The sequence below is a fragment of the Paraburkholderia caffeinilytica genome (genome assembly GCF_046030355.1).
Classification (GTDB): domain Bacteria; phylum Pseudomonadota; class Gammaproteobacteria; order Burkholderiales; family Burkholderiaceae; genus Paraburkholderia; species Paraburkholderia caffeinilytica_B.
Window position 1 is genome coordinate 212,242 of the sequence record NZ_JAQQCQ010000015.1, and the last position, 19,165, is coordinate 231,406.

The window sequence follows — 19,165 nt, forward strand, 5'->3', positions numbered from 1 at the left end:
GGAGCTTAGACCTCGGTGGGCAACCCATACGGCAACGGCAGGAACGCCAGCGTCTGACCGTCCGCCGCGCCCAGATGCACCGTGCCGCCTTCGAGCGCCGCCAGCTTGATCTCCACCAGCACATCGACACCGCCCTCCGGCGCCGACGCTGCATTCACCACCATCCCGCACGGCTGTCCCGGATCATTCGAGTGAAACAGTTCAGCGCCGGCCTTGACCGTCTCCAGGTCGCCCGCTACGTTCGCGAGCGAGGTGCGCCGCTTGATCGTGCCGCGATACTGGCTGCGCGCCACCACTTCCTGACCCGGATAGCAGCCTTTGCGGAAATTGACCGCGCCGAGCACGTCGAAGTTGACCATTTGCGGCACGAACTGCTCGACCACCGGTTGCGTGATGCGCGGTTCGCCCGCGCGAATGTCGAGCCAATCCCATACTGCCGGTGAAACGCGCTTGAGCTTTTCGTCGAGCAAGGGCAGGTGCGCCTCGACCGCGGCCTTTGGTCCGATCCACAGATAGCGCAGCCGGCCCAGCGCGTCCGGAACGCGAATCAGCGATCCCGCCGTGCCGTCCACCTGGACGTGCACGCCGTCGGGCAGCGCATCGAACACGCCGGAAAGCGCTTTGCGCACGTCGCCCGCGAGACCCACCACCGCCAGTTCGCCGCTCGCATCCACGAGTTTGGCTTTGGCGCGCAGCACGAACATGGACAGCCGTTTCTGCACGGCGGCCTGCACGTCCTTCGACACCAGCAAACGGATCGTCTCGCCGGTGCGCCACGTCAGGAACGACGCCAGCAGGCGGCCCTTTGCCGAGCAGTAGCCCGCCAGCCGCGCGTTGGCTGCGTCGAGATGCTGGGTGTCGTTGGTCAACTGGCCATGCAGGAAGCTCGCCGCGTCGTCGCCGGTCGCGTCGATCACGCCGAACTGCGTCAGCGGCATGTAGGCGCCTTGCTGGATGACAGCGCTGAATTCGTCAGCGGCGGGGCGCGGCAAAACAGGCAGCCCGACGGATGCGGAAGCCTGCACCGCGGCCGCGGTAGTCGTGTGAGCAACTGCGGGCGCCACTGAAGGCGTGCCTGAAGCGGTAGCGAGCGGTGTGTTCATGGATTCCCGGAACAGTCAATTCTGACTTTAGCTAAGGCAAACAAGTATTATATGAGGTCCAACCCAGCCACGTTTCGCATGTCCCTTCTGAAGAAATGTTTCGTCGCCGGCTCAATCGTCGTTGTGCTGGCCGCAGCCGCAATCGCAGGCGGATATCACTGGGCCACCAGCCCACTCGATTTGACCCCCGCGCAACTCGATGTCACCGTCAAGCCGCACAGCAGCTTGCGCAGCGTCACGCTGCAGCTCAACCGCGGCGGTGTGCCGGTCGAGCCTGAACTGTTCGTCATCATGACGCGCGTGCTCGGCCTGCAAAGCGATCTGAAATCCGGCAACTACGAGTTCAAGACAGGCATCACGCCGTACGAAGTGCTGCAAAAAATCGCCCGCGGCGACGTCAACGAATACGTGGCCACCATCATCGAAGGGTGGACCTTCAAGCACATGCGCGCCGAACTGGACGCCAATCCGGCGCTCAAACACGACACAGCCGGCATGAGCGACGCGGATCTGATGAATGCGATCAACGCACCGGAAGCATCGATCGGCAATGGCGAAGGGCTGTTTTTCCCGGACACCTATCTGTTCGACAAGAACACCAGCGATCTGGACGTGTACCGCCGCGCGTACCGGCTGATGCGGCTGCGCCTGGACGAAGCGTGGACCGCTCGCGCGCCGAACCTGCCGTACAAAACCCCGTACGACGCGTTGACGATGGCGTCGATTATCGAAAAGGAAACCGGCAAGCCGTCGGATCGGCCGATGGTGGCGGCTGTATTCGCGAACCGCTTGCGGGTGGGTATGCCGCTGCAAACCGACCCGACCGTGATCTACGGCATGGGCGACAGCTACACCGGCCGCATCAGGAAGAAAGACCTGCAGACCGACACTCCCTACAATACCTACACCCGGATGGGGCTTCCGCCAACGCCCATCTCGCTGCCCGGTGTCGCGTCGCTGCAGGCGGCGATGAACCCGGCGCAATCCACCGCGCTGTATTTCGTTTCGCGCGGCGACGGCAGCAGTATCTTTTCTGACACCCTCGGCGATCACAACAAGGCCGTGGACAAATACATTCGAGGGCAATGATGGCGAGGGGCAAATTCATCACGTTTGAAGGCATCGACGGTGCCGGCAAGACTACCCACCTGGGCTGGTTTCGCGAGCGCCTCGAAGAGAAAGTCGCGAGCACTGGCCGCTCGGTCGTGATGACGCGCGAGCCGGGCGGCACGGCGCTCGGCGAACAGATTCGCGAGATCGTGCTGCATCAGAAAATGGACCTCGAGACCGAGGCGTTGCTGATGTTCGCGCTGCGCCGCCAGCATCTGGCCGAAGTGATCGAGCCGGCGCTTGCGCGCGGCGACTGGGTGCTATCCGACCGCTTCACGGACGCAACCTTCGCCTACCAGGGCGGCGGCCGCGGCTTGCCGCGCGACAAGCTGGAAACGCTGGAGCGTTGGGTGCAGGGCGGTTTTCAGCCGGACCTGACGGTGCTGTTCGACCTGACGCCGGAGGTTGCCAGCGAACGGCGCAGCGCCGCGCGCGATCCGGATCGTTTCGAAAGCGAGTCGGAGGCATTTTTCAACCGTACGCGTGCCGAATATCTGCGCCGTGCGGAAGAAGCGCCGTACCGGTTCGCTATCATTGACTCTTCGCAAACCATCGCGCGAATTCAGAAGCAACTCGAAGAATTGATTGCAGTTCTTTGATTTTAAAAGAATATAATCCTGAGTTATAACGGTTGACGAAGCTCGTCCAATGTCTCAGAAGGTGTTGGCAACCGATTGATTTAAAAGAGAAACGATGATTTATCCGTGGCAAGCCGATGACTGGAACCGCCTGCAGCAGTTGCGCGGGCATTGGCCGCACGCCTTGCTGCTGCATGGCCAGGCGGGGATCGGCAAGCTGCGCTTCGCGCAGCACCTCGCGCAAGGGCTCCTGTGCGAGGCCCAGCAGGCCAACGGCGAGCCATGTGGCGCGTGTGTCGCCTGCAACTGGTTCACGCAGGGCAATCATCCTGACTATCGGATCGTCGTGCCCGAAGCGCTGGCCGCCGAAGCCGGACTCGCCGGCGCGGTGGACGAAAAAGCCGAGAAGGCCGACGGCGACGAAGGCAAAAAGACGCGTGCGCCGAGCAAAGAAATCAAGATCGAGCAGATTCGCGGCTTGCTCGATTTCGTTGGCGTCGGCTCGCATCGCGGCGGTGCGCGCGTGGTCGTGCTGTATCCCGCCGAGGGGCTGAACATCGCCGCAGCCAACGCGCTCCTGAAAACGCTCGAAGAACCGCCGGCGGGTGTGGTGTTTTTGATGGTGTCGGCGCGCATCGACCGCTTGCTGCCCACCATCATCAGCCGTTGCCGCCAATGGCCGATGACGCTGCCCGCGCCGGAGGTCGCCACGAAGTGGCTCGCCGCGCAAGGCGTGGCCGAAGCACCCGCGCTGCTCGCCGAAGCCGGCGGCGCGCCGCTCACGGCCCTCGCGCTGGCGAGCGACGAGAACCGCATGCTGCGTGACTGGACCCTGAAGCAACTGGCCGCCGGCGCCGATTGCGACGCCTTCGCCTGCGGCGAGGCGCTGCAGAAGCTGCCGGTGCCGCTGGTGCTCGGCTGGCTGCAGCGCTGGATGTACGACTTGCTGGCTCAGCGCACAGCCGGCGCACCGCGTTATTTTCCGCAGGCGTCGACTGCCTTGTCGCGCTGTGCGTCGCAAGCCGACGCCAGCGCGTTTGCGCGCTTCATGCGCACCGTGACGCGCCAGCGTGCTGTCGAGAACCATCCGCTGAACGCGCGGCTGGTGTTCGAAGAACTGTTTATCGGCTACCGCGAGTTGTTCGCGTAAATCAACGTTGAAGGCCGATGGTGTGTGCAAGGCTGGCGTGCCTTAATCCGCCGCGCTCACCCGTGCATCCGTCGGCCGCTTCGCCTTTCATCTCACGTCCAAGCACCATGAGCCTTTCCTACCGCGATGCCACCCTCGACGATCTGCCCGCGATCGTCGCCATCTACAACTCGACCGTGCCGTCGCGGCAAGTCACCGCCGATCTCGAGCCCGTGAGCGTCGAAAGCCGTCTGGCGTGGTTTCATGCGCACGGGCCGCACAAGCGTCCGCTGTGGGTGGTGGAAGACCCGCAGCAATCCGGCCGCGTGATCGCGTGGTTGAGCTTCTCGGATTTCTACGGCCGCCCGGCCTATCTGCGTACCGCCGAAGTCAGCATCTATCTGGACGAAAGCGCGCGCGGCAAGGGTCTCGGCAAGCAACTGCTGGCGGCTTCGCTCGCGGCGGCGCCGGCGCTCGGCATCGACACGGTGCTGGGTTTTATTTTTGGCCACAATGACGCGAGCCTGCGTCTGTTCCGCGGCTTTGGTTTCGACACGTGGGGGTCGCTGCCGCGCGTCGCGGTGCTGGACGGCGTGGAGCGCGATCTGGTGATTCTCGGCAAGCGGCTCGACACGGCCGCAGCCTGAATCACGGCCTGCCTGACAGCCAGATTCACCCGAAGCCATTTATCAGCAGGACATCATCATGTTTGTCGATTCGCACTGCCATATCAACTTCGAAGGACTCGCCGACCGCCTGCCGCAGGTGCTCGAAAATATGCGCAGCCATTCGGTCACGCATGCGCTGTGCGTCTCGGTCGACCTGGAGACGCTGCCCTCCGTGCTGGAGATCGCGAGCCGGCACGAGAACGTGTATGCATCGGTTGGGGTACATCCGGATCACGAGGATATGCGTGAGCCGAGTCTCGCCGAGCTGGTTGAGCTGGCCGAACATCCGAAAGTGGTTGCGATCGGCGAGACCGGACTCGACTACTACCGGCTGGAAGGCCGCACCATCGCCGATATGGAATGGCAGCGCGAGCGCTTTCGCACCCATATCCGCGCGGCGCACGCCACGAGGAAACCGTTGATCATCCACACGCGGTCGTCGTCGGAAGACACGTTGCGCATCATGGCCGAGGAGCGCGCGAGCGAGCCGGGCGGCGTGATGCATTGCTTTACCGAGCCGTGGGCGGTGGCCGAGCAGGCATTGGCGCAGAATTTTTACATTTCGCTGTCGGGCATCGTCACGTTCAAGAGCGCGACCGACGTGCAGGACGTCGCGCGCCGCGTGCCGCTCGACCGTTTGCTTATCGAAACCGACTCGCCGTACCTGGCGCCCGTGCCGTATCGCGGCAAGCCTAATGAACCTGCGTACGTAAGTTATGTCGGACGCTTCATCGCGCAACAGCGTGACATGCCGGATACGGCGCTGGCCGCCGCGACGACACAAAACTTTTTCCGGCTCTTCAAGATTCCTGCACCTGCTAGTGTGCAGTAAGCAAAGCCGATAAATATCAATAGGATAGGGAAGTTTCCTAAAGCAAAATATGACGAATTATTCGACTTCGACGGCAGCGTTTCAAGAGACTTCAGCGCTGCAAGCCGCCCTCGGCGCGGCACGCCGCCGCGCGTCGCGCCTGGCGCTGGCCGCCACGTTTGCCTGCGCCGCGCTGACGTCGCTGGTCGCTTTGCCCGTTCAGGCTGCGCCAATCGACTCGCTCATCAAGTCGGTCAAATTCGACGACGTCGACGGCGTCAACAAGCTGCTCGCCAAGGGCATGGACCCGAACAGCGTCGACAACCAGGGCATCCCGCTCCTCGTGATCGCCGCGCGCGAGAAGTCGGACAAGGTGGGCGCCGCGCTGCTCGCCAATCCGAAGACCAACATCGAGATCCAGGACAAGGCCGGCGAGAACGCCATGATGATGGCCGCGCTGAACGGCGACCTCGACTTCGTCAACCTGCTGATCGCGAAGGACGCCGAAGTCAACAAGAAGGGCTGGGCGCCGTTGCACTACGCGGCTGCGAACGGCCACGACGATATCGTCAAAGTCCTGCTCGATCATTCGGCCTATGTCGACGCCGGCTCGCCGAACGGCACCACGCCGCTGATGATGGCCGCGCGTGGCGGTCATGTGTCGACGGTGAAGCTTCTGCTCGATAACGGCGCGGACCTGACGGTGAAGAACCAGATCGGCCTGACCGCGCTCGATTTCGCGAAGACCTACAAGGAGCCGGACGTAGTCGAAGGACTCACCGCGCGCCTGCAGCAGATGCAACAGAAGTGAGTTGTGTGGCAAGCTCGCCGGCCCCCAGATCCCCGGACCAAAAAATTGCCTCAATATAGCCCCTGTTAGCATGCCTGCCGCTTCGCAAAACAGTGCAGAATGACGACTGGCGCGTTGCGAGGCGCGCCGGTTCGACGCGGCGCAAGACCGCCTGATAAACGACCCTGGAAAGGAACACCATGCTGCGGGCTTTGATTTTCGCCAGCGCGCTTGCCGTACCGCTATCGGCAGCCGCGTTTACGGGAGGCGACCTCAACAAGCTGTGCACGAAAACCGATGTGGCATCGCGTAGTGCGTGTGCCGCCTATATCGAAGGCGCCGCCGACGGTATCTTCAACACGATCGACGCGATCGGCGGCACGACCGGGCCGCGCGTCGGCCAGTACTACTGCCTGCCGCCGGACGCGCGTTCGGCGCAACTCACCGACGCGGTACGCAAGTACATCGCCGAGAATCCGATCGTCGCGGGCTATAACGCCAGTACGGCGATCTCGCTCGGGCTCGGCAAGGCATTTCCTTGCAAGAGCGGTAACTGATCGCGTCGTCGATTTGACTTTGACGTGAATCACGGCTGACGCCTGACGCGCCCGAATCGGGTACGTCAGGCGTTTCAGCTTGCGTTGAAATCCGCTCTTCGCGTTCATGTACCGCTCCCTCGGTGCATGGATCGTCCCGGTTATCTCGACCGTGCCGCCCTTGGGCATCCCTCTATCGATCGAGTCCGCGCATGCACCGTCACGCAGATGAGTGCAACTGATCGGACACCTGGCGGGTCGAACCGTCCATCTGACTCACGAACCTGGCGCGACATCGCGTGTTGTTTTCAGCCACTTGATGTCATCGGCGTGCGGCAGCGCGCGAGGCATTACAAGTCCCTGAAGCGCGAACGCCGTGCCGTGTGAACCAAGGAGGACTGACAACATGGGGCGACTGATCGTCGTGTCGAATCGTGTCGCAACGCCGACGGAAACCAAAGGGTCGGCGGGCGGCCTTGCGGTCGGCGTGTTCGGCGCGCTCAAGGATGCGGGAGGCGTGTGGTTCGGCTGGAGCGGCGACGTGGTGAGCGAGACCGTCGCGAACGCCGGTCCAACGCTGGAGCAGGATGGCGCGGTGACCTTCGCGACAGTCGGACTCACGCGCAAGGATTACGACCAGTACTACCGCGGCTTTTCCAACGCCACATTGTGGCCGGTGTTCCACTACCGCAACGACCTCGCGCGCTACGAGCGCGAAGAGTATGCCGGCTACCGGCGCGTCAACGCCTGGCTTGCGCACAAGCTGATCAAGCTGCTCGAACCCGACGACGTGATCTGGATTCACGACTACCATCTGATTCCGTTCGCCGAGGCGCTGCGCTCCGAAGGCATCACGAACCGCATCGGCTTCTTCCTGCATATTCCGTTTCCCGCGCCGCAGATTCTGCTCAACATTCCGCCGCACGAAGAGTTGGTGAAATCGCTGTCGTGCTACGACCTGCTGGGCTTCCAGACTGCCACCGACGAACTCGCTTTCCACGACTACGTGACGCGCCACGCGCGCGGCACCGTGAGCGATGGCAACCATGTCGAAGCCTTCGGCCGCAAGCTGCGCACGGGCGTCTACCGGATCGGCGTGTTCCCCGACGAAATCGCCGAACAGGCGCAGCGCTACGAAAGCCGCCAGCACGTGCTCGACCTCAAGCAGAGTCTGGAGGGCCGCAAACTGATCATGAGCGTCGACCGGCTCGATTATTCGAAGGGGCTCGTTGAACGTTTTCGCGCCTTCGAGCAATTGCTGGAACGCTCGCCCGAATGGCGCGGCAACGTCACGCTGGTGCAGATCGCGCCACCGACCCGTTCGGACGTCGCCACGTACCAGAAAATCCGCCAGGATCTCGAATACGAAGCGGGGCGCATCAACGGCCGCTATTCGGGCCTCGATTACACGCCGATCCGCTATCTGAATCAGCAGTACGACCGCTGGAAGCTGATGTCGCTGTTTCGCGAGTCGCAGATCGGCTTTGTCACACCGTTGCACGACGGCATGAACCTGGTCGCGAAGGAGTATGTCGCTGCGCAGAATCCGGATGATCCGGGCGTGCTGGTGCTGTCGATTTTCGCCGGCGCGGCGGCGGAGTTGAGCGGCGCGCTGCTGGTCAATCCGCATGATGCGATCGGCATGTGCGAGGCCTTGCAGCGCGCGCTGCAAATGCCGCTCGACGCACGCCAGCGACGTCATGAAATCAACATGGCGGCGCTGCGCAAGAACGATCTCGGGGTATGGCGCGACACTTTTCTGAACGATTTGCGCAGCGTGCCGGTGCAGACGCCGGGCAAGGGCGGTGGACATAAATGATGGTGCGTTTGATGAACGGAGTTGTTTTACCTGGCGCCCCACAGCGCGCGTTTGAGCGAAAGGTGGCCACATGCTGAGGACGCTGGCCATCGCGGGGTACCGGTCGCTGCGCGAGTTGATCGTGCCGCTCGGGCAGTTGAATGTCATCACGGGCGCGAACGGCAGCGGCAAATCGAGCGTGTATCGCTCGCTGCGTCTGCTGGCCGAGACGGCGCGCGGCGGGGTGATTACGTCGCTGGCACGCGAGGGCGGCTTGCAATCCACGTTGTGGGCCGGCCCCGAACGTTTCTCACGCGCGGTGCTGGCCGGCGAATTGCCCGTCGAGGGCACGCGTCGGAAAGAGCCGGTGAGTTTGCGGCTTGGATTTTCCGGCGATGAGTTCGGCTACGCGATCGATCTCGGCTTGCCGCCGCTCGACAGGGTCACCCGGTTCCCGCTCGATCCCACGATCAAACGCGAGTGCATCTGGAGCGGCCCGGTGCTGCGGCCATCGGCGCTGCTGGTCGACCGGCAGGGCGCGGCGTTGCGTACGCGCGACGAGCAGGGCGAGTGGCAAACCATTCCTCAGCCCGTCGCCAGCTTCGATAGCATGATGACGGAGTTTTCCGACCCACGGACCGCCCCCGAGATGATCACGGTGCGCGAGCAGATTCGCTCGTGGCGCTTTTACGACCATTTCCGCACCGATGCCGAAGCAGCCGCGCGTCTGCCGCAGATCGGCACCCACACGCCGGTGCTCGCCAACGACGGCGCGGACCTCGCCGCGGCCTTGCAAACCATTCGCGAGATCGGCGACCCGGTTGCGCTCGACGCCGCCATCGACGACGCCTTTCCTGGTTCGCGCCTCGACGTCGCCACGCAGGACGGCCGCTTCGAAGTATCGATGCAGCAACACGGCCTGCTGCGGCCGCTAAAGGGCGCGGAGCTGTCGGACGGCACCTTGCGTTACCTGCTGCTGGTGGCCGCGCTGCTGACGCCGCGTCCGCCTGCGTTGCTGGTGCTGAACGAACCGGAAACGAGTTTGCATCCGGATCTGCTGCCGGCCTTGGCGCGCCTGATCGCGCGGGCTTCCACGCATTCCCAGGTGCTGGTGGTGTCGCACGCGGCGCGGCTGATCGCGGCGCTCGAACGGGAGGACGGCAGCCAGTCGATCGTGCTCGAGAAGCACTTCGGCGCCACGCGCATCACGGATGCGGACGATCGCGACCTGCCGGCGTGGAAATGGCCGACGCGATAACCGTGGCTAAGCGATTGGGTTGAGAGGCATGGATGTAAGCTGAATGTAACAACGCCCAGTAATTGCAAAGCCAAGGGCTTTTTGTTACGCCCTGGTGAATAATGCTTCGATGCGGATGGTGCAGGCGGACGCCCGGCGTTTGCTGCATCGATGAGAAAGACCGGCGCTGCCCTGCTCAGCGCCGCTGACGTGCCTCGCCAATGGCGCAAGCCGTCAGTTCACGGAGACAAAATATGAAGATTGCGCAGATCGCCCCTTTGACCGAATCCGTGCCGCCGAAGCTTTATGGCGGCACGGAGCGCGTTGTGTCCTACATCACCGAGGCGCTGGTCGATCTCGGCCATGATGTGACGCTGTTCGCGAGCGGCGACTCCGTCACGAGCGCAAAGCTCGAACCCGTCTGGCCGCGTGCGCTGCGCCTCGACCCGGGTATCCGCGACCGCATCGCGCCGCATATGCTGTTGATGGAACTGGTGCGCCGCCAGGCCGAAAACTTCGACGTGCTGCATTTTCACCTCGACTATTACTCGTTTTCGGTCTTCAAGCGCCAGGACACACCCTTCGTCACGACAATGCACGGCCGCCTCGATTTGCCCGAGCAACAACCGGTGTTCGACACGTTCAACACCGCGCCGGTGATCTCGATTTCGAATGCGCAGCGTCATCCGTTGCCGCAGGCCAAATGGCTTACCACCGTCTATCACGGTCTGCCGGAGCAGCTCTACACGCCGCAGCCGGTCGAGCAGAAGTACCTCGCGTTTCTCGGCCGTATCTCGCCGGAAAAACGTGTCGATACCGCGATCCGGATCGCCGGACGCTGCGGGATGCCGATTCGCATCGCCGCGAAAGTCGACGCCGCCGACCGTGAATACTTCGAGCGCGAGATCCGGCCGTTGCTGGACTTGCCGCATGTCGAGTTCATCGGCGAAATCGCGGACAACCAGAAGGCCGAGTTTCTATCGGGCGCGCATGCGCTGCTTTTCCCGATCGACTGGCCGGAGCCGTTCGGCCTGGTGATGATCGAAGCGATGGCATGCGGGACGCCGGTGATCGCCTTTAACCGCGGCTCGGTACCGGAAGTGCTGGACGACGGTGTGACAGGCTTTATCGTCGAAGACGAGATCGGCGCGGTGGCGGCGGTCAATCGCCTGCATAAGATGCCGCGGACGGGTGTGCGGCAACGCTTCGAAGAGCGCTTCACGTCGCACCGGATGGCGCAGCAGTATGTGGACGCGTATCAGTCGGTGATTCGCGCGCAGAAGCGTTCGCGTTTCAAGGTGATCGACACGTCGGGAAGTGGAGCGGTGTAACCCCGGCTCACACGGCAGCTGAAAAAAAACGGCGATGCGCATGACGCATCGCCGTTTTTTCATTGCCGCTGCGCTCGGGCCGGCTAATAAAAAGCACAGGACCGCACGGAACCAGGCGGGTCCGAGCGTGACCGCTCGCCTAGATCTTCAGGCGCGTTACCTTGGTGCCCTGCAGCGAGACATCGGCCATCAGACCGGCATTGGTCAGAATGAATACTTCGACCGGGGCCGTTGCCGTGGTGGTGTCGATCGCGCCGTTGGCGCCCATCTTCACCAGCGCGACAGAGGCGTCGCCGCCCGCCGACCAGCCGTCGGCATTGCGGAAGGAGTCGAGCGCGTCCTGAGTCATGAACAGGAAGATGATGGCTTTCGATTGCGCGCCCGCCTGCAGACCGAACGAGCCGGAAACCGTGCTGTAGTAGCCGACCGTGCCGCCGCCCACGCGCAGCGCACCTTCGCCATACTGGCCGCCAACAATGAAGCCCACTTGCAGGACCGAGGGAAACACCAGCACACCGCGTGCCTTGGAAACGAGTTCGCGCGAACCCTTCACGGTCGTGAACAGGCGCGACATGGTGCCGTCGACACTGGCGTCGATCGACTGGCGTTTGGAAGAATCTGTGGAAGGCGTGTTGGGGTTGCCGCTGTTAGTCGTACAACCAGCGAGTGCAAGGCCTCCGAAAGCGAGCGCAGCGGTAGTCTTCAGCATGAAGTTTCGTCTTTGCATCGTTTTTCTCCATCATGGTTCCTGGGCACAACCTCATATGGTGTTGCCGGGTTGTCTCTGAGTTATATCACACGCAAGCGGAAAAAGCGTATTTCGACGTTCGGCGAAAAGCCTTGTGTGGCGGGGCTTTGCGACCCATCGCAAGGCACGGCGATGTAATTTTGACCGGCGGCGGGAGAGCGTTGAAAGGCGCCTGGACAGCGCCTTCGAATGGGCTCGCGGCGAATCCTGCCTGACAGGGACGGGTTCCCCGGTAGTGGGGCCGACACCGTCTTGAAACCGGTTTTTACCGATTTTTCGTGTTCACGATCCGCCTTGAAATCGAACTGAAAGTGTTGCCTCGACGCTGCACCCACCCCCATGTCCTCATCCATGGTTCGCCGGACTTTTAACTGGCGGCCGTCGCAGCGCGCGGCGAATCATGCCGATCACTACGCCGATCATGAACAGCGCGGCGGCCGGCACGATCCAGTAGCCGACGAACGCATGCCAGAGGTAAGCCATGAGTGTGGAGCGGCGCACGCTGTATTCATTGCGGGCATCCTGCTGGCGCGGCGCATTGGCGGCCAGCACGTCGGCCGGGCAGCCGGCGGCTTGTGCCTCGTCGGGCTTGCCATGACAGCGCGCAGGCGCGCCGGCGGCGCGTTGTGCGTCGGTGAAGTTCCAGGTGGTCAGCGCGCGGTCGAGGTCGACGGCGTTGTACGCCATTTCCTCCCGGATCTCGCTGACCGCAACGATCGCCACGGGCACGGCCCAGAATATGATGACGACCAGCCACCGCCTCAACCAGCGGTTTTTATGCTTCGATACCATCCTTGCCTCCGATCGGTGCTCAGCAGCACCAACGACAAGATGGCGGCCCGTCTAATGTTGTGTATGGGGGTGGGCCGTCTCCGCAGCCATCATAGAAGAAAAACGGTGCGTTCGCGCGACTCGACTACGAAGGAATGGATTGCGCGAGGGCGGCTGCCGGGCAGATGAGCGGCGACGCAGCGCAGAAGCATGAACAGAAGAAAGACAGGGCCGCGCCGGAAACCGGCGCGGCCCTGTTCGAGCGGTACGCGGTCAACCGCGCGGCGTGCGGGCCGCGCGGATTGCCTCGCGTTTAGTTAGCCGGCGCCGACGACAGGCACGTCTTCATGAAAGCCTTGCGGTCGTCGCCTTTCTTGCCGGCGGCTTGCGTGTTGCACGCCTTCATCTTGTCCTGCTGGCTCATCGGCGCGGCGGCGGCCGGCTTGGCGGACAGGCAGGTCTTCATGAAGGCCTTGCGGTCGTCGCCCTTCTTGTCGGCGGCCTGCTTGTTACAGTCGGCCATTTTTGTTTGCTGGCTGTTCTGCGCGAACACCGGCGAAACGAGAACAGCACCCAGCACCAGCGCAGCGATAGCGGATTGGACTTTCATGTGACACTCCATCGGTGGTGAAAACGTTTTTGGTCGTTCATGCGCGTGGGCGTCAACGGCGTCCAGGAGCCCTCGGCACGTCCATTATGGCAAATGCTGTCTGCCAGAACGGACAAAAGCGCTATTCGGTTGACAGGCGCTTGCGCTGGTTTTCCCCTACCGGGCGGCGATAGTGGCTCCGGAGGATAAAACGGTCGAATCGGAGCAGTACGGAAATATGTTATGCAATCCAGATTAATTGGCAACGCGCATGCAAATTAATTAGGCAGTCGTCATTCCCGACGGATGATCGAATCATCACCGTTCAATTTGCATTGCTGCAGATGAAAATGAATAGGAAATCGGCAGAAAATTCCGCTGCCGGTCGTAGGGGTAATCTTGACTGGAATTTCCACGCCGATCACTGGCGGGCATCTCCGTTAAGCAAGCCAGGGAAGGCTCTCAGCATACTGCCGGTTGACTGACAGCCACTTCGCCCAGTCACGCGGAGTCACGCTGTGGCCACGCGAAAATACCGCCAAAACGCATTGAAATGCATTGCGACTCACATGCCGATTTCGTAAAGACCATTCGCCGCCGTTGCCGCGCCATTGTGCCGTGCAATAGCGTCTTTTTCGTTGAAACGGATGGTAGTTCTGTTACCGCAATGCGAAAAATAACGCAGCAAAAAGGACAAGTTTGTTTCCATCCGTAACACTTGTCTCAATGATATTCACGCAAACCCTGGGGATGGTATGCTTCGTGCACAAATTCTCCCATGCACGAGTGAGACCACGTTTTGTGCTTCGCAATAGGGACAAACCGCACTAAGCCAGTGCGACATTGACCAGCAAACAGAACGTACCAAACATATTTGTGCAACCGCGGGCTGCACACGGATCGTGAAAGTTGAATCCGTGGCCGTCCAAAGCCGTGGCCCGGCCAGGCTGCGTGGAGAAAACCCAATGTTTTTCGATGAGCTAAGCAATGACGAATGGGCGCTGCTGGCAGCGCTTGTCTCTGATGAGCCGGCCGTCCGTCTGAACCGACGCGGCCGGCCCCGCGCCGAACCCCGCATCGTGGCGAATGCCGTCCTGTGGATTCTGACAACGGGCGAACCCTGGTCGAAACTGCCGGGCCGCTATCCGTCGGGTCCCACCTGCCGGCGCCGTTTCGAAGAATGGCAACTGAACGGCACCCTCATCGAGATGGTTCGGCTGTTGTCGCAAACCGGGCGCACCTTTGCGTACGTTCCGCAACCGGCGCCTCCCGTCACGGCTAAACCGGCTGCACCGGCGGCAGAAACCCCCAGCGTGCGCGACGAAGGTCTGCGCGGTGTGTCGTGGAAGAGTCCTGAGTCATGGCAGGCGCCCGGTGTCTCGAGCAGCCTGAGCAGCTGGCGTGCGGCCGATCCGTTCGCCGATATCACGCGCCAGTTGTCGGGGCTCGCGACTGTGCCGCCGGTGTCGCGTTCCCCTTCAAAGCCTGCATCACCCGCCGCCCGGCCCGCCATGCGCGCCGGTCTGCAAGGCATGGAGGAGGCGCGGGCGGTGGGCGCGGCAATGCACAGCCTGGATTCGGCCATCACGTCGGCGCGCCGCACGCAACAGCTTGAAGATCAACGCAGTTCGCTGTCGATGAGCCTCGCACCACGCGGCACGCAAGTCGCCGACCGGCGCGGCTACGTGATCTACGTTGCGGTGGAGCAGGTGCCCAGCGACATGTATCGCGCGTGGGCGGAGATCATGAAGGACGGCAAACGCGTCGAGCGTTCCGGCCTCGTCGGTCCGCGCTTTGCCGAGGCCGAGGCGGCGGAGCAATACGCGCTCGAATGGGCGCGCCAGTGGATCGACCGTGAATGCGGCACGCAGGCTGCCGCCGAGGCAACACCTGCAGCCAACGCGGCTGCGCCGGCGCGTCCGTTGCCGGCTATACGTCATGTGCCGGAGCCGGTCGCGGTGAATCACGGCGGCCCGATGCAAGGTCCGCTCAATGCATTCCGTGGACCGCTGCGCCGTTATCCCAGCGAACCGGCCGGACCCGCGAGCGAAAGCAGTGCGTCAGATCGTTTTCCGTCGTGTCCAGAACTCATCTCCCATGCGGGGTGAGCAGGGCAGTATGCGCGGCGGTTAGTACGGCAGTGCCCCGCGGCAGTCAGGAGCAACCGCCGCAGGTTCCCGCTTCATTCGTTGTGAATCATTGACGTCCATACGTGTCGTCGAAGCGCACGATATCGTCTTCGCCGAGATACGAACCCGACTGCACCTCGATCATTTCGAGCGGCATCTTGCCCGGGTTTTCGAGGCGATGGGTGACGCCCAGCGGAATATAAGCCGATTCGTTTTCGGAGACGATGAAGCGCTCTTCACCCCGCGTGACGAGCGCGGTGCCGCGCACGACGATCCAGTGTTCCGCGCGGTGATGATGCATTTGCAACGAGAGCCGCGCCCCCGGTTTCACGACAATGCGTTTGACCTGAAAGCGTTCGCCGGTGTCGACGGAATCGTAGTTGCCCCACGGGCGATGCACCTTGCGATGGTTGGCCGCTTCCAGTCCGCCCTCGTTGCGAATCCGTCCGACGATCTTCTTGACGTCCTGCACGCGCGATTTGTCCGCGACCAGAATCGCATCGGCCGTTTCGACCACCACGAGATCCTGCGTGCCGACGCAGGCGATCAGGCGTCCTTCCGAATGCGCGAATGTCGAGCTTGCTCCTTCGAACATCACGCGGCCGCGGCCCACGTTGCGATCGGCGTCTTTCTCCGAGATGTCCCAGATCGCGTCCCACGAGCCCACGTCCGACCAGCCCGCTTGCAGCGGCACGACCACGCCGGACGCGGCGCTCTGATCGTGACCCAGCTTCTCCATCACCGCGTAGTCGATTGAATTCGACGGCGAGGCGCTGAACGCATCGCGCTGCAGACGGAAGAAATCGCCGTCCGCTTTACCGCTCGCGAAGGCGACTTCGCAGGCTTCGTAAATCGCCGGCTGAAAGTGACGGATCGCCTTCAGCCAGGTCGACGCGCGCATGATGAAAATGCCGCTGTTCCACCAGTATTCCTGCGATTCGATATAACGCTGCGCCAATTCCAGATGCGGCTTTTCGACGAAGCGATCGAGCTTATGCGCGCCGATCTTGCCGGTTGCATCGGCCTGGGTTGCGCGAGTGTCTTGAGTGTCGTTAGGCATGCCAAGCGCCGCACCGATGCGGATGTAGCCATAGCCCGTTTCCGCACGCGTCGGCACAATGCCCATCGTCACGATATGACCGGCTGCCGCATGCTGCACGCCGGCAGCCACCGCGGCATGAAAACCGCCGATGTCGGTCACCGCGTGATCGGCGGGCATCACGACCATGATGCCGTCCTCGTCCTGCGCGGCGATCGACAGAGCAGCCACCGTTAGCGCCGGCGCCGTATCGCGGCCGGCGGGTTCGAGAATCAGCCGGGTCGGCTTGCCGCTCGTGCGCAATTGCTCGGCCGTGGTGAAGCGCTGTTCTTCGTTGGCCACCACGACGAGTTGCTCGGCGAGCGGATGGCCAGTTTCGAGTCCGTCGAGCCGGCGGGTGGTCGATTGCAGCAACGAGTCGTCGCCGAGCAGACCAATCAGTTGTTTCGGATGCTGCTCGCGCGACATCGGCCACAAGCGTGTGCCGGAGCCGCCCGCCAGAATCACGGGATGAACTTTGAGCTTGACGTTAAGGGACATAGCTTGCGTGGACCGGGTGTCGGCGGGCGTGGCCGTAACCGGAGCTGTCATGATGGACTCCTCGAGGCTGGGTGAATGCGTCGAGTTTTATCACGAAGTAAGGAATCAATAAAAGCGCGTTAAATGAAAACTATATAAAACGTCTAATGAAATTGGCTATTTCATGAAGGAAAAATGTCCGCCGTATTTTTTAAAAAATAAAAATTACCCGAAAAAATAGCGGATCATTTTTTTATCGGGAGGCATGACGCAGAATGCAGGGCGAAAGGTGCGACGTAAGCTTCGTAGGAAAACGGGCCGGTCGGCTCAGTTCAGCCTCCAGAAAGGCGAATAACGAGGTTTTCAAGCGAAAATCCGGTAACAATTGCCGAATAAAATTCAGAAAAAATGCCGAAACTTTGACCGATACATTTAGAGATATTTTGCTGTCTTGCAGTCCGAATTTTAATATCGCTTTATCTATACCTGTACAAGGGTATTCACTCATTCAGGCGCCTGCTTTCCGAATCGTCCGCTCAGGATTTTTTTAGTCTGGGAAGCAGCAGGGCAATTAGCATCGGTTCAATCAGTTTCGCGTCGCGCATTGATCTGGCAGGCGCGGATACCGGCTTTGCGCCCCCGGTGGCAGGACGTAATGAGTGTGACGGGAATTCAACCAACCAACGGATGGCACTTGACTGACGAACTGAGGGGCCGCGCATGCTGAGCGTTCTATCGAGAATCATCGACATCGCCATGGTCGCGCTCGGCGCCGCCATCGCGACGGCCGTGCACAGCGGGAAATGGGTGTGGCTGGACGACGTCCAAAGCGTGTCGCTCGCGTTCGACTGCCTGCTGGTGGTGGTGTTCTTTCCCGCGCTGGGGATCTATCAGTCGTGGCGCGGCAAGCCGCTGTACGACCTGCTGTGCCGCGTTGCCGGCGGTTGGGTGATGGTGGAGGTCACCGGCATCCTGATCAGCTTCAGCCTGCACCGTGCGGACAGCCTGTCGCGGCTGTGGCTCGTCTACTGGGCGATCGCCACGATCGCGCTGCTGATCGTCACCAAGGTGATCGTCTATTCGATCCTGCGCGGATTGCGTCGCGAGGGTTTCAATCAGCGCGCGGTGGCGATCGTCGGTGGCGCACCGTATGGGCGCTTCCTGATCGAGCAGATGCGCAGCCGCCCGGAAGCCGGTTTTAGCCCGGTCGTCGTGTTCGATGAGGACGGCACGATCAACCCTTATGAGGACCCCGACGCGAGCGACGCGATCGAAGGCGTGCCGGTCGAGCGCGATTACGCGCGGATGCTTCAACTGGTGCGTCAGCGCGCAATTCGCGAGCTGTGGCTCGCGCTGCCGATCTCGAAGGAGAAGGCGATCCATCGCTTCGTGATGGATCTGAAGAACGATTTCGTGAACATCCGTTTCATTCCGGACGTGCGCAGCCTCACGCTCTTCAATCAGCCGATGGTCGATCTGCTCGGCGTGCCGGCGATCAACCTGGCCGCCTCGCCGATCACCGATCTGCGCGTGCTGCCCAAGCGCGTCTTCGACCGGCTGTTCGCGCTGGCGGCATTGACCGCGCTGTCGCCGGTGATGCTGGTGATCGCGGTGATGGTGAAGGTGAGCTCGCCAGGGCCGGTGTTCTTCCGCCAGAAGCGGAAGGGCATCGACGGCAACCAGTTCGAAATCTACAAGTTTCGCTCGATGAAGATGCACAAGGAAGAGGCCGGCAAGATCACCCAGGCGACGAAGCGCGATCCGCGCATCACCGCGGTCGGTGCGTTCCTGCGGCGCACCAGCCTCGACGAATTGCCGCAATTCATCAACGTGCTGCGCGGCGAGATGTCGGTAGTGGGTCCGCGTCCCCACGCGCTCGAGCACGACGACATCTACAAGGATCTGGTGAAGGGCTACATGCACCGTTACCGGATCAAGCCGGGCATCACCGGATGGGCGCAAATCAACGGCTATCGCGGCGAAACCGATCGCATCGAAAAGATGATGGGTCGCGTCAAGCTCGATCTGTACTACATGCAGCACTGGACCTTCTGGCTCGACATCAAGATCGTCGTGCTGACGCTGTGGAAAGGCTTTGTGGGCAGTAACGCTTACTGAGCGAACCCCCTGTCGCTTCGCGCAACCCCCAATGGGGAGCAGTCCCCCAAGGGGACTTCCGGTGGTGCGAAAAACTTGAGGCGGCGTGGCGTCTTCTTACGAGCGCCGGCCACGCAGTTCAACGCGTGACCGCATTTAATGAATCAACTCCATTTTCCGAG

Annotated in this window: 18 protein-coding genes; 12 read left to right on the forward strand and 6 right to left on the reverse strand. The window is 62.0% G+C overall.

Annotated features, from left to right (window positions below):
- Nucleotides 1–5: 5 nt before the first annotated feature.
- Nucleotides 6–1,103, reverse strand: a complete 1,098-nt coding sequence (ygfZ, locus tag PQQ95_RS22795; RefSeq protein WP_408440920.1) for a CAF17-like 4Fe-4S cluster assembly/insertion protein YgfZ — start codon at nt 1,101–1,103, stop codon at nt 6–8.
- 78 nt (nt 1,104–1,181) lie between these two features.
- Between ygfZ and mltG the strand changes: the two genes are divergently transcribed.
- The 10 genes from mltG to PQQ95_RS22845 all read left to right on the forward strand — a co-directional run bounded on the left by mltG (nt 1,182) and on the right by PQQ95_RS22845 (nt 11,091).
- Complete coding sequence (gene mltG / locus PQQ95_RS22800) at nt 1,182–2,192, forward strand: endolytic transglycosylase MltG (RefSeq protein WP_408440922.1); 1,011 nt, start codon at nt 1,182–1,184, stop codon at nt 2,190–2,192.
- A complete protein-coding gene (gene tmk / locus PQQ95_RS22805; protein ID WP_408440976.1) occupies nt 2,192–2,812 on the forward strand; it encodes a dTMP kinase in 621 nt (206 codons plus the stop codon). The genes mltG and tmk overlap by 1 nt, the downstream gene beginning before the upstream one ends.
- A 94-nt stretch (nt 2,813–2,906) precedes the next feature.
- Nucleotides 2,907–3,941: a DNA polymerase III subunit delta' gene (locus tag PQQ95_RS22810; RefSeq protein WP_408440924.1), complete on the forward strand. Its 1,035-nt coding sequence runs from the start codon at nt 2,907–2,909 to the stop codon at nt 3,939–3,941.
- A gap of 107 nt (nt 3,942–4,048) precedes the next feature.
- Nucleotides 4,049–4,567 (forward strand): GNAT family N-acetyltransferase, encoded by a 519-nt coding sequence (locus PQQ95_RS22815; RefSeq protein WP_408440926.1) that lies wholly within the window; start codon nt 4,049–4,051, stop codon nt 4,565–4,567.
- 58 nt (nt 4,568–4,625) lie between these two features.
- Entirely contained in the window at nt 4,626–5,420 is a 795-nt protein-coding gene (locus PQQ95_RS22820) for a TatD family hydrolase (RefSeq protein WP_408440929.1), read from the forward strand.
- Between the two features lie 49 nt (nt 5,421–5,469).
- Nucleotides 5,470–6,210, forward strand: a complete 741-nt coding sequence (locus tag PQQ95_RS22825) for an ankyrin repeat domain-containing protein (protein WP_408440930.1) — start codon at nt 5,470–5,472, stop codon at nt 6,208–6,210.
- A gap of 179 nt (nt 6,211–6,389) precedes the next feature.
- On the forward strand, nt 6,390–6,746 hold the full coding sequence (locus tag PQQ95_RS22830; protein WP_115783152.1) for a Rap1a/Tai family immunity protein: 357 nt from the start codon (nt 6,390–6,392) through the stop codon (nt 6,744–6,746).
- Between the two features lie 385 nt (nt 6,747–7,131).
- Nucleotides 7,132–8,544: an alpha,alpha-trehalose-phosphate synthase (UDP-forming) gene (gene otsA, locus PQQ95_RS22835; RefSeq protein ID WP_408440934.1), complete on the forward strand. Its 1,413-nt coding sequence runs from the start codon at nt 7,132–7,134 to the stop codon at nt 8,542–8,544.
- A gap of 70 nt (nt 8,545–8,614) precedes the next feature.
- Complete coding sequence (locus PQQ95_RS22840) at nt 8,615–9,781, forward strand: AAA family ATPase (RefSeq protein ID WP_408440937.1); 1,167 nt, start codon at nt 8,615–8,617, stop codon at nt 9,779–9,781.
- Nucleotides 9,782–10,014: 233 nt separating this feature from the next.
- A complete protein-coding gene (locus PQQ95_RS22845; RefSeq protein WP_408440940.1) occupies nt 10,015–11,091 on the forward strand; it encodes a glycosyltransferase family 4 protein in 1,077 nt (358 codons plus the stop codon).
- Between the two features lie 139 nt (nt 11,092–11,230).
- On the opposite strand, the gene PQQ95_RS22850 is transcribed toward PQQ95_RS22845, so the two are convergent.
- From PQQ95_RS22850 to PQQ95_RS22865, 4 genes are all read right to left on the reverse strand, one after another.
- Nucleotides 11,231–11,818, reverse strand: coding sequence for a BPSL1445 family SYLF domain-containing lipoprotein (locus PQQ95_RS22850; RefSeq protein WP_408440943.1), 588 nt, complete (start codon nt 11,816–11,818; stop codon nt 11,231–11,233).
- A gap of 366 nt (nt 11,819–12,184) precedes the next feature.
- On the reverse strand, nt 12,185–12,631 hold the full coding sequence (locus tag PQQ95_RS22855) for a hypothetical protein (protein ID WP_408440946.1): 447 nt from the start codon (nt 12,629–12,631) through the stop codon (nt 12,185–12,187).
- 292 nt (nt 12,632–12,923) lie between these two features.
- Complete coding sequence (locus PQQ95_RS22860) at nt 12,924–13,220, reverse strand: PsiF family protein (protein WP_408440948.1); 297 nt, start codon at nt 13,218–13,220, stop codon at nt 12,924–12,926.
- Between the two features lie 544 nt (nt 13,221–13,764).
- Nucleotides 13,765–13,896, reverse strand: a complete 132-nt coding sequence (locus PQQ95_RS22865; protein WP_408440950.1) for a hypothetical protein — start codon at nt 13,894–13,896, stop codon at nt 13,765–13,767.
- A gap of 268 nt (nt 13,897–14,164) precedes the next feature.
- Between PQQ95_RS22865 and PQQ95_RS22870 the strand changes: the two genes are divergently transcribed.
- A complete protein-coding gene (locus tag PQQ95_RS22870) occupies nt 14,165–15,307 on the forward strand; it encodes a DUF6566 family protein (protein ID WP_408440953.1) in 1,143 nt (380 codons plus the stop codon).
- A gap of 88 nt (nt 15,308–15,395) precedes the next feature.
- On the opposite strand, the gene PQQ95_RS22875 is transcribed toward PQQ95_RS22870, so the two are convergent.
- Nucleotides 15,396–16,958 (reverse strand): mannose-1-phosphate guanylyltransferase/mannose-6-phosphate isomerase, encoded by a 1,563-nt coding sequence (locus PQQ95_RS22875; protein WP_408440955.1) that lies wholly within the window; start codon nt 16,956–16,958, stop codon nt 15,396–15,398.
- Nucleotides 16,959–17,606: 648 nt separating this feature from the next.
- Between PQQ95_RS22875 and PQQ95_RS22880 the strand changes: the two genes are divergently transcribed.
- Nucleotides 17,607–19,004 (forward strand): undecaprenyl-phosphate glucose phosphotransferase, encoded by a 1,398-nt coding sequence (locus tag PQQ95_RS22880; protein ID WP_408440957.1) that lies wholly within the window; start codon nt 17,607–17,609, stop codon nt 19,002–19,004.
- The last annotated feature ends 161 nt before the right edge of the window (nt 19,005–19,165 follow it).

What these genes read in the sequence shown, in the direction of transcription:
- ygfZ (WP_408440920.1), bottom strand. Translation starts at nt 1,103, where the DNA reads ATGAACACACCGCTCGCTACCGCTTCAGGCACGCCTTCAGTGGCGCCC.
- mltG (WP_408440922.1), top strand. Translation starts at nt 1,182, where the DNA reads ATGTCCCTTCTGAAGAAATGTTTCGTCGCCGGCTCAATCGTCGTTGTG.
- tmk (WP_408440976.1), top strand. Translation starts at nt 2,192, where the DNA reads ATGGCGAGGGGCAAATTCATCACGTTTGAAGGCATCGACGGTGCCGGC.
- PQQ95_RS22810 (WP_408440924.1), top strand. Translation starts at nt 2,907, where the DNA reads ATGATTTATCCGTGGCAAGCCGATGACTGGAACCGCCTGCAGCAGTTG.
- PQQ95_RS22815 (WP_408440926.1), top strand. Translation starts at nt 4,049, where the DNA reads ATGAGCCTTTCCTACCGCGATGCCACCCTCGACGATCTGCCCGCGATC.
- PQQ95_RS22820 (WP_408440929.1), top strand. Translation starts at nt 4,626, where the DNA reads ATGTTTGTCGATTCGCACTGCCATATCAACTTCGAAGGACTCGCCGAC.
- PQQ95_RS22825 (WP_408440930.1), top strand. Translation starts at nt 5,470, where the DNA reads ATGACGAATTATTCGACTTCGACGGCAGCGTTTCAAGAGACTTCAGCG.
- PQQ95_RS22830 (WP_115783152.1), top strand. Translation starts at nt 6,390, where the DNA reads ATGCTGCGGGCTTTGATTTTCGCCAGCGCGCTTGCCGTACCGCTATCG.
- otsA (WP_408440934.1), top strand. Translation starts at nt 7,132, where the DNA reads ATGGGGCGACTGATCGTCGTGTCGAATCGTGTCGCAACGCCGACGGAA.
- PQQ95_RS22840 (WP_408440937.1), top strand. Translation starts at nt 8,615, where the DNA reads ATGCTGAGGACGCTGGCCATCGCGGGGTACCGGTCGCTGCGCGAGTTG.
- PQQ95_RS22845 (WP_408440940.1), top strand. Translation starts at nt 10,015, where the DNA reads ATGAAGATTGCGCAGATCGCCCCTTTGACCGAATCCGTGCCGCCGAAG.
- PQQ95_RS22850 (WP_408440943.1), bottom strand. Translation starts at nt 11,818, where the DNA reads ATGCAAAGACGAAACTTCATGCTGAAGACTACCGCTGCGCTCGCTTTC.
- PQQ95_RS22855 (WP_408440946.1), bottom strand. Translation starts at nt 12,631, where the DNA reads ATGGTATCGAAGCATAAAAACCGCTGGTTGAGGCGGTGGCTGGTCGTC.
- PQQ95_RS22860 (WP_408440948.1), bottom strand. Translation starts at nt 13,220, where the DNA reads ATGAAAGTCCAATCCGCTATCGCTGCGCTGGTGCTGGGTGCTGTTCTC.
- PQQ95_RS22870 (WP_408440953.1), top strand. Translation starts at nt 14,165, where the DNA reads ATGTTTTTCGATGAGCTAAGCAATGACGAATGGGCGCTGCTGGCAGCG.
- PQQ95_RS22875 (WP_408440955.1), bottom strand. Translation starts at nt 16,958, where the DNA reads ATGACAGCTCCGGTTACGGCCACGCCCGCCGACACCCGGTCCACGCAA.
- PQQ95_RS22880 (WP_408440957.1), top strand. Translation starts at nt 17,607, where the DNA reads ATGCTGAGCGTTCTATCGAGAATCATCGACATCGCCATGGTCGCGCTC.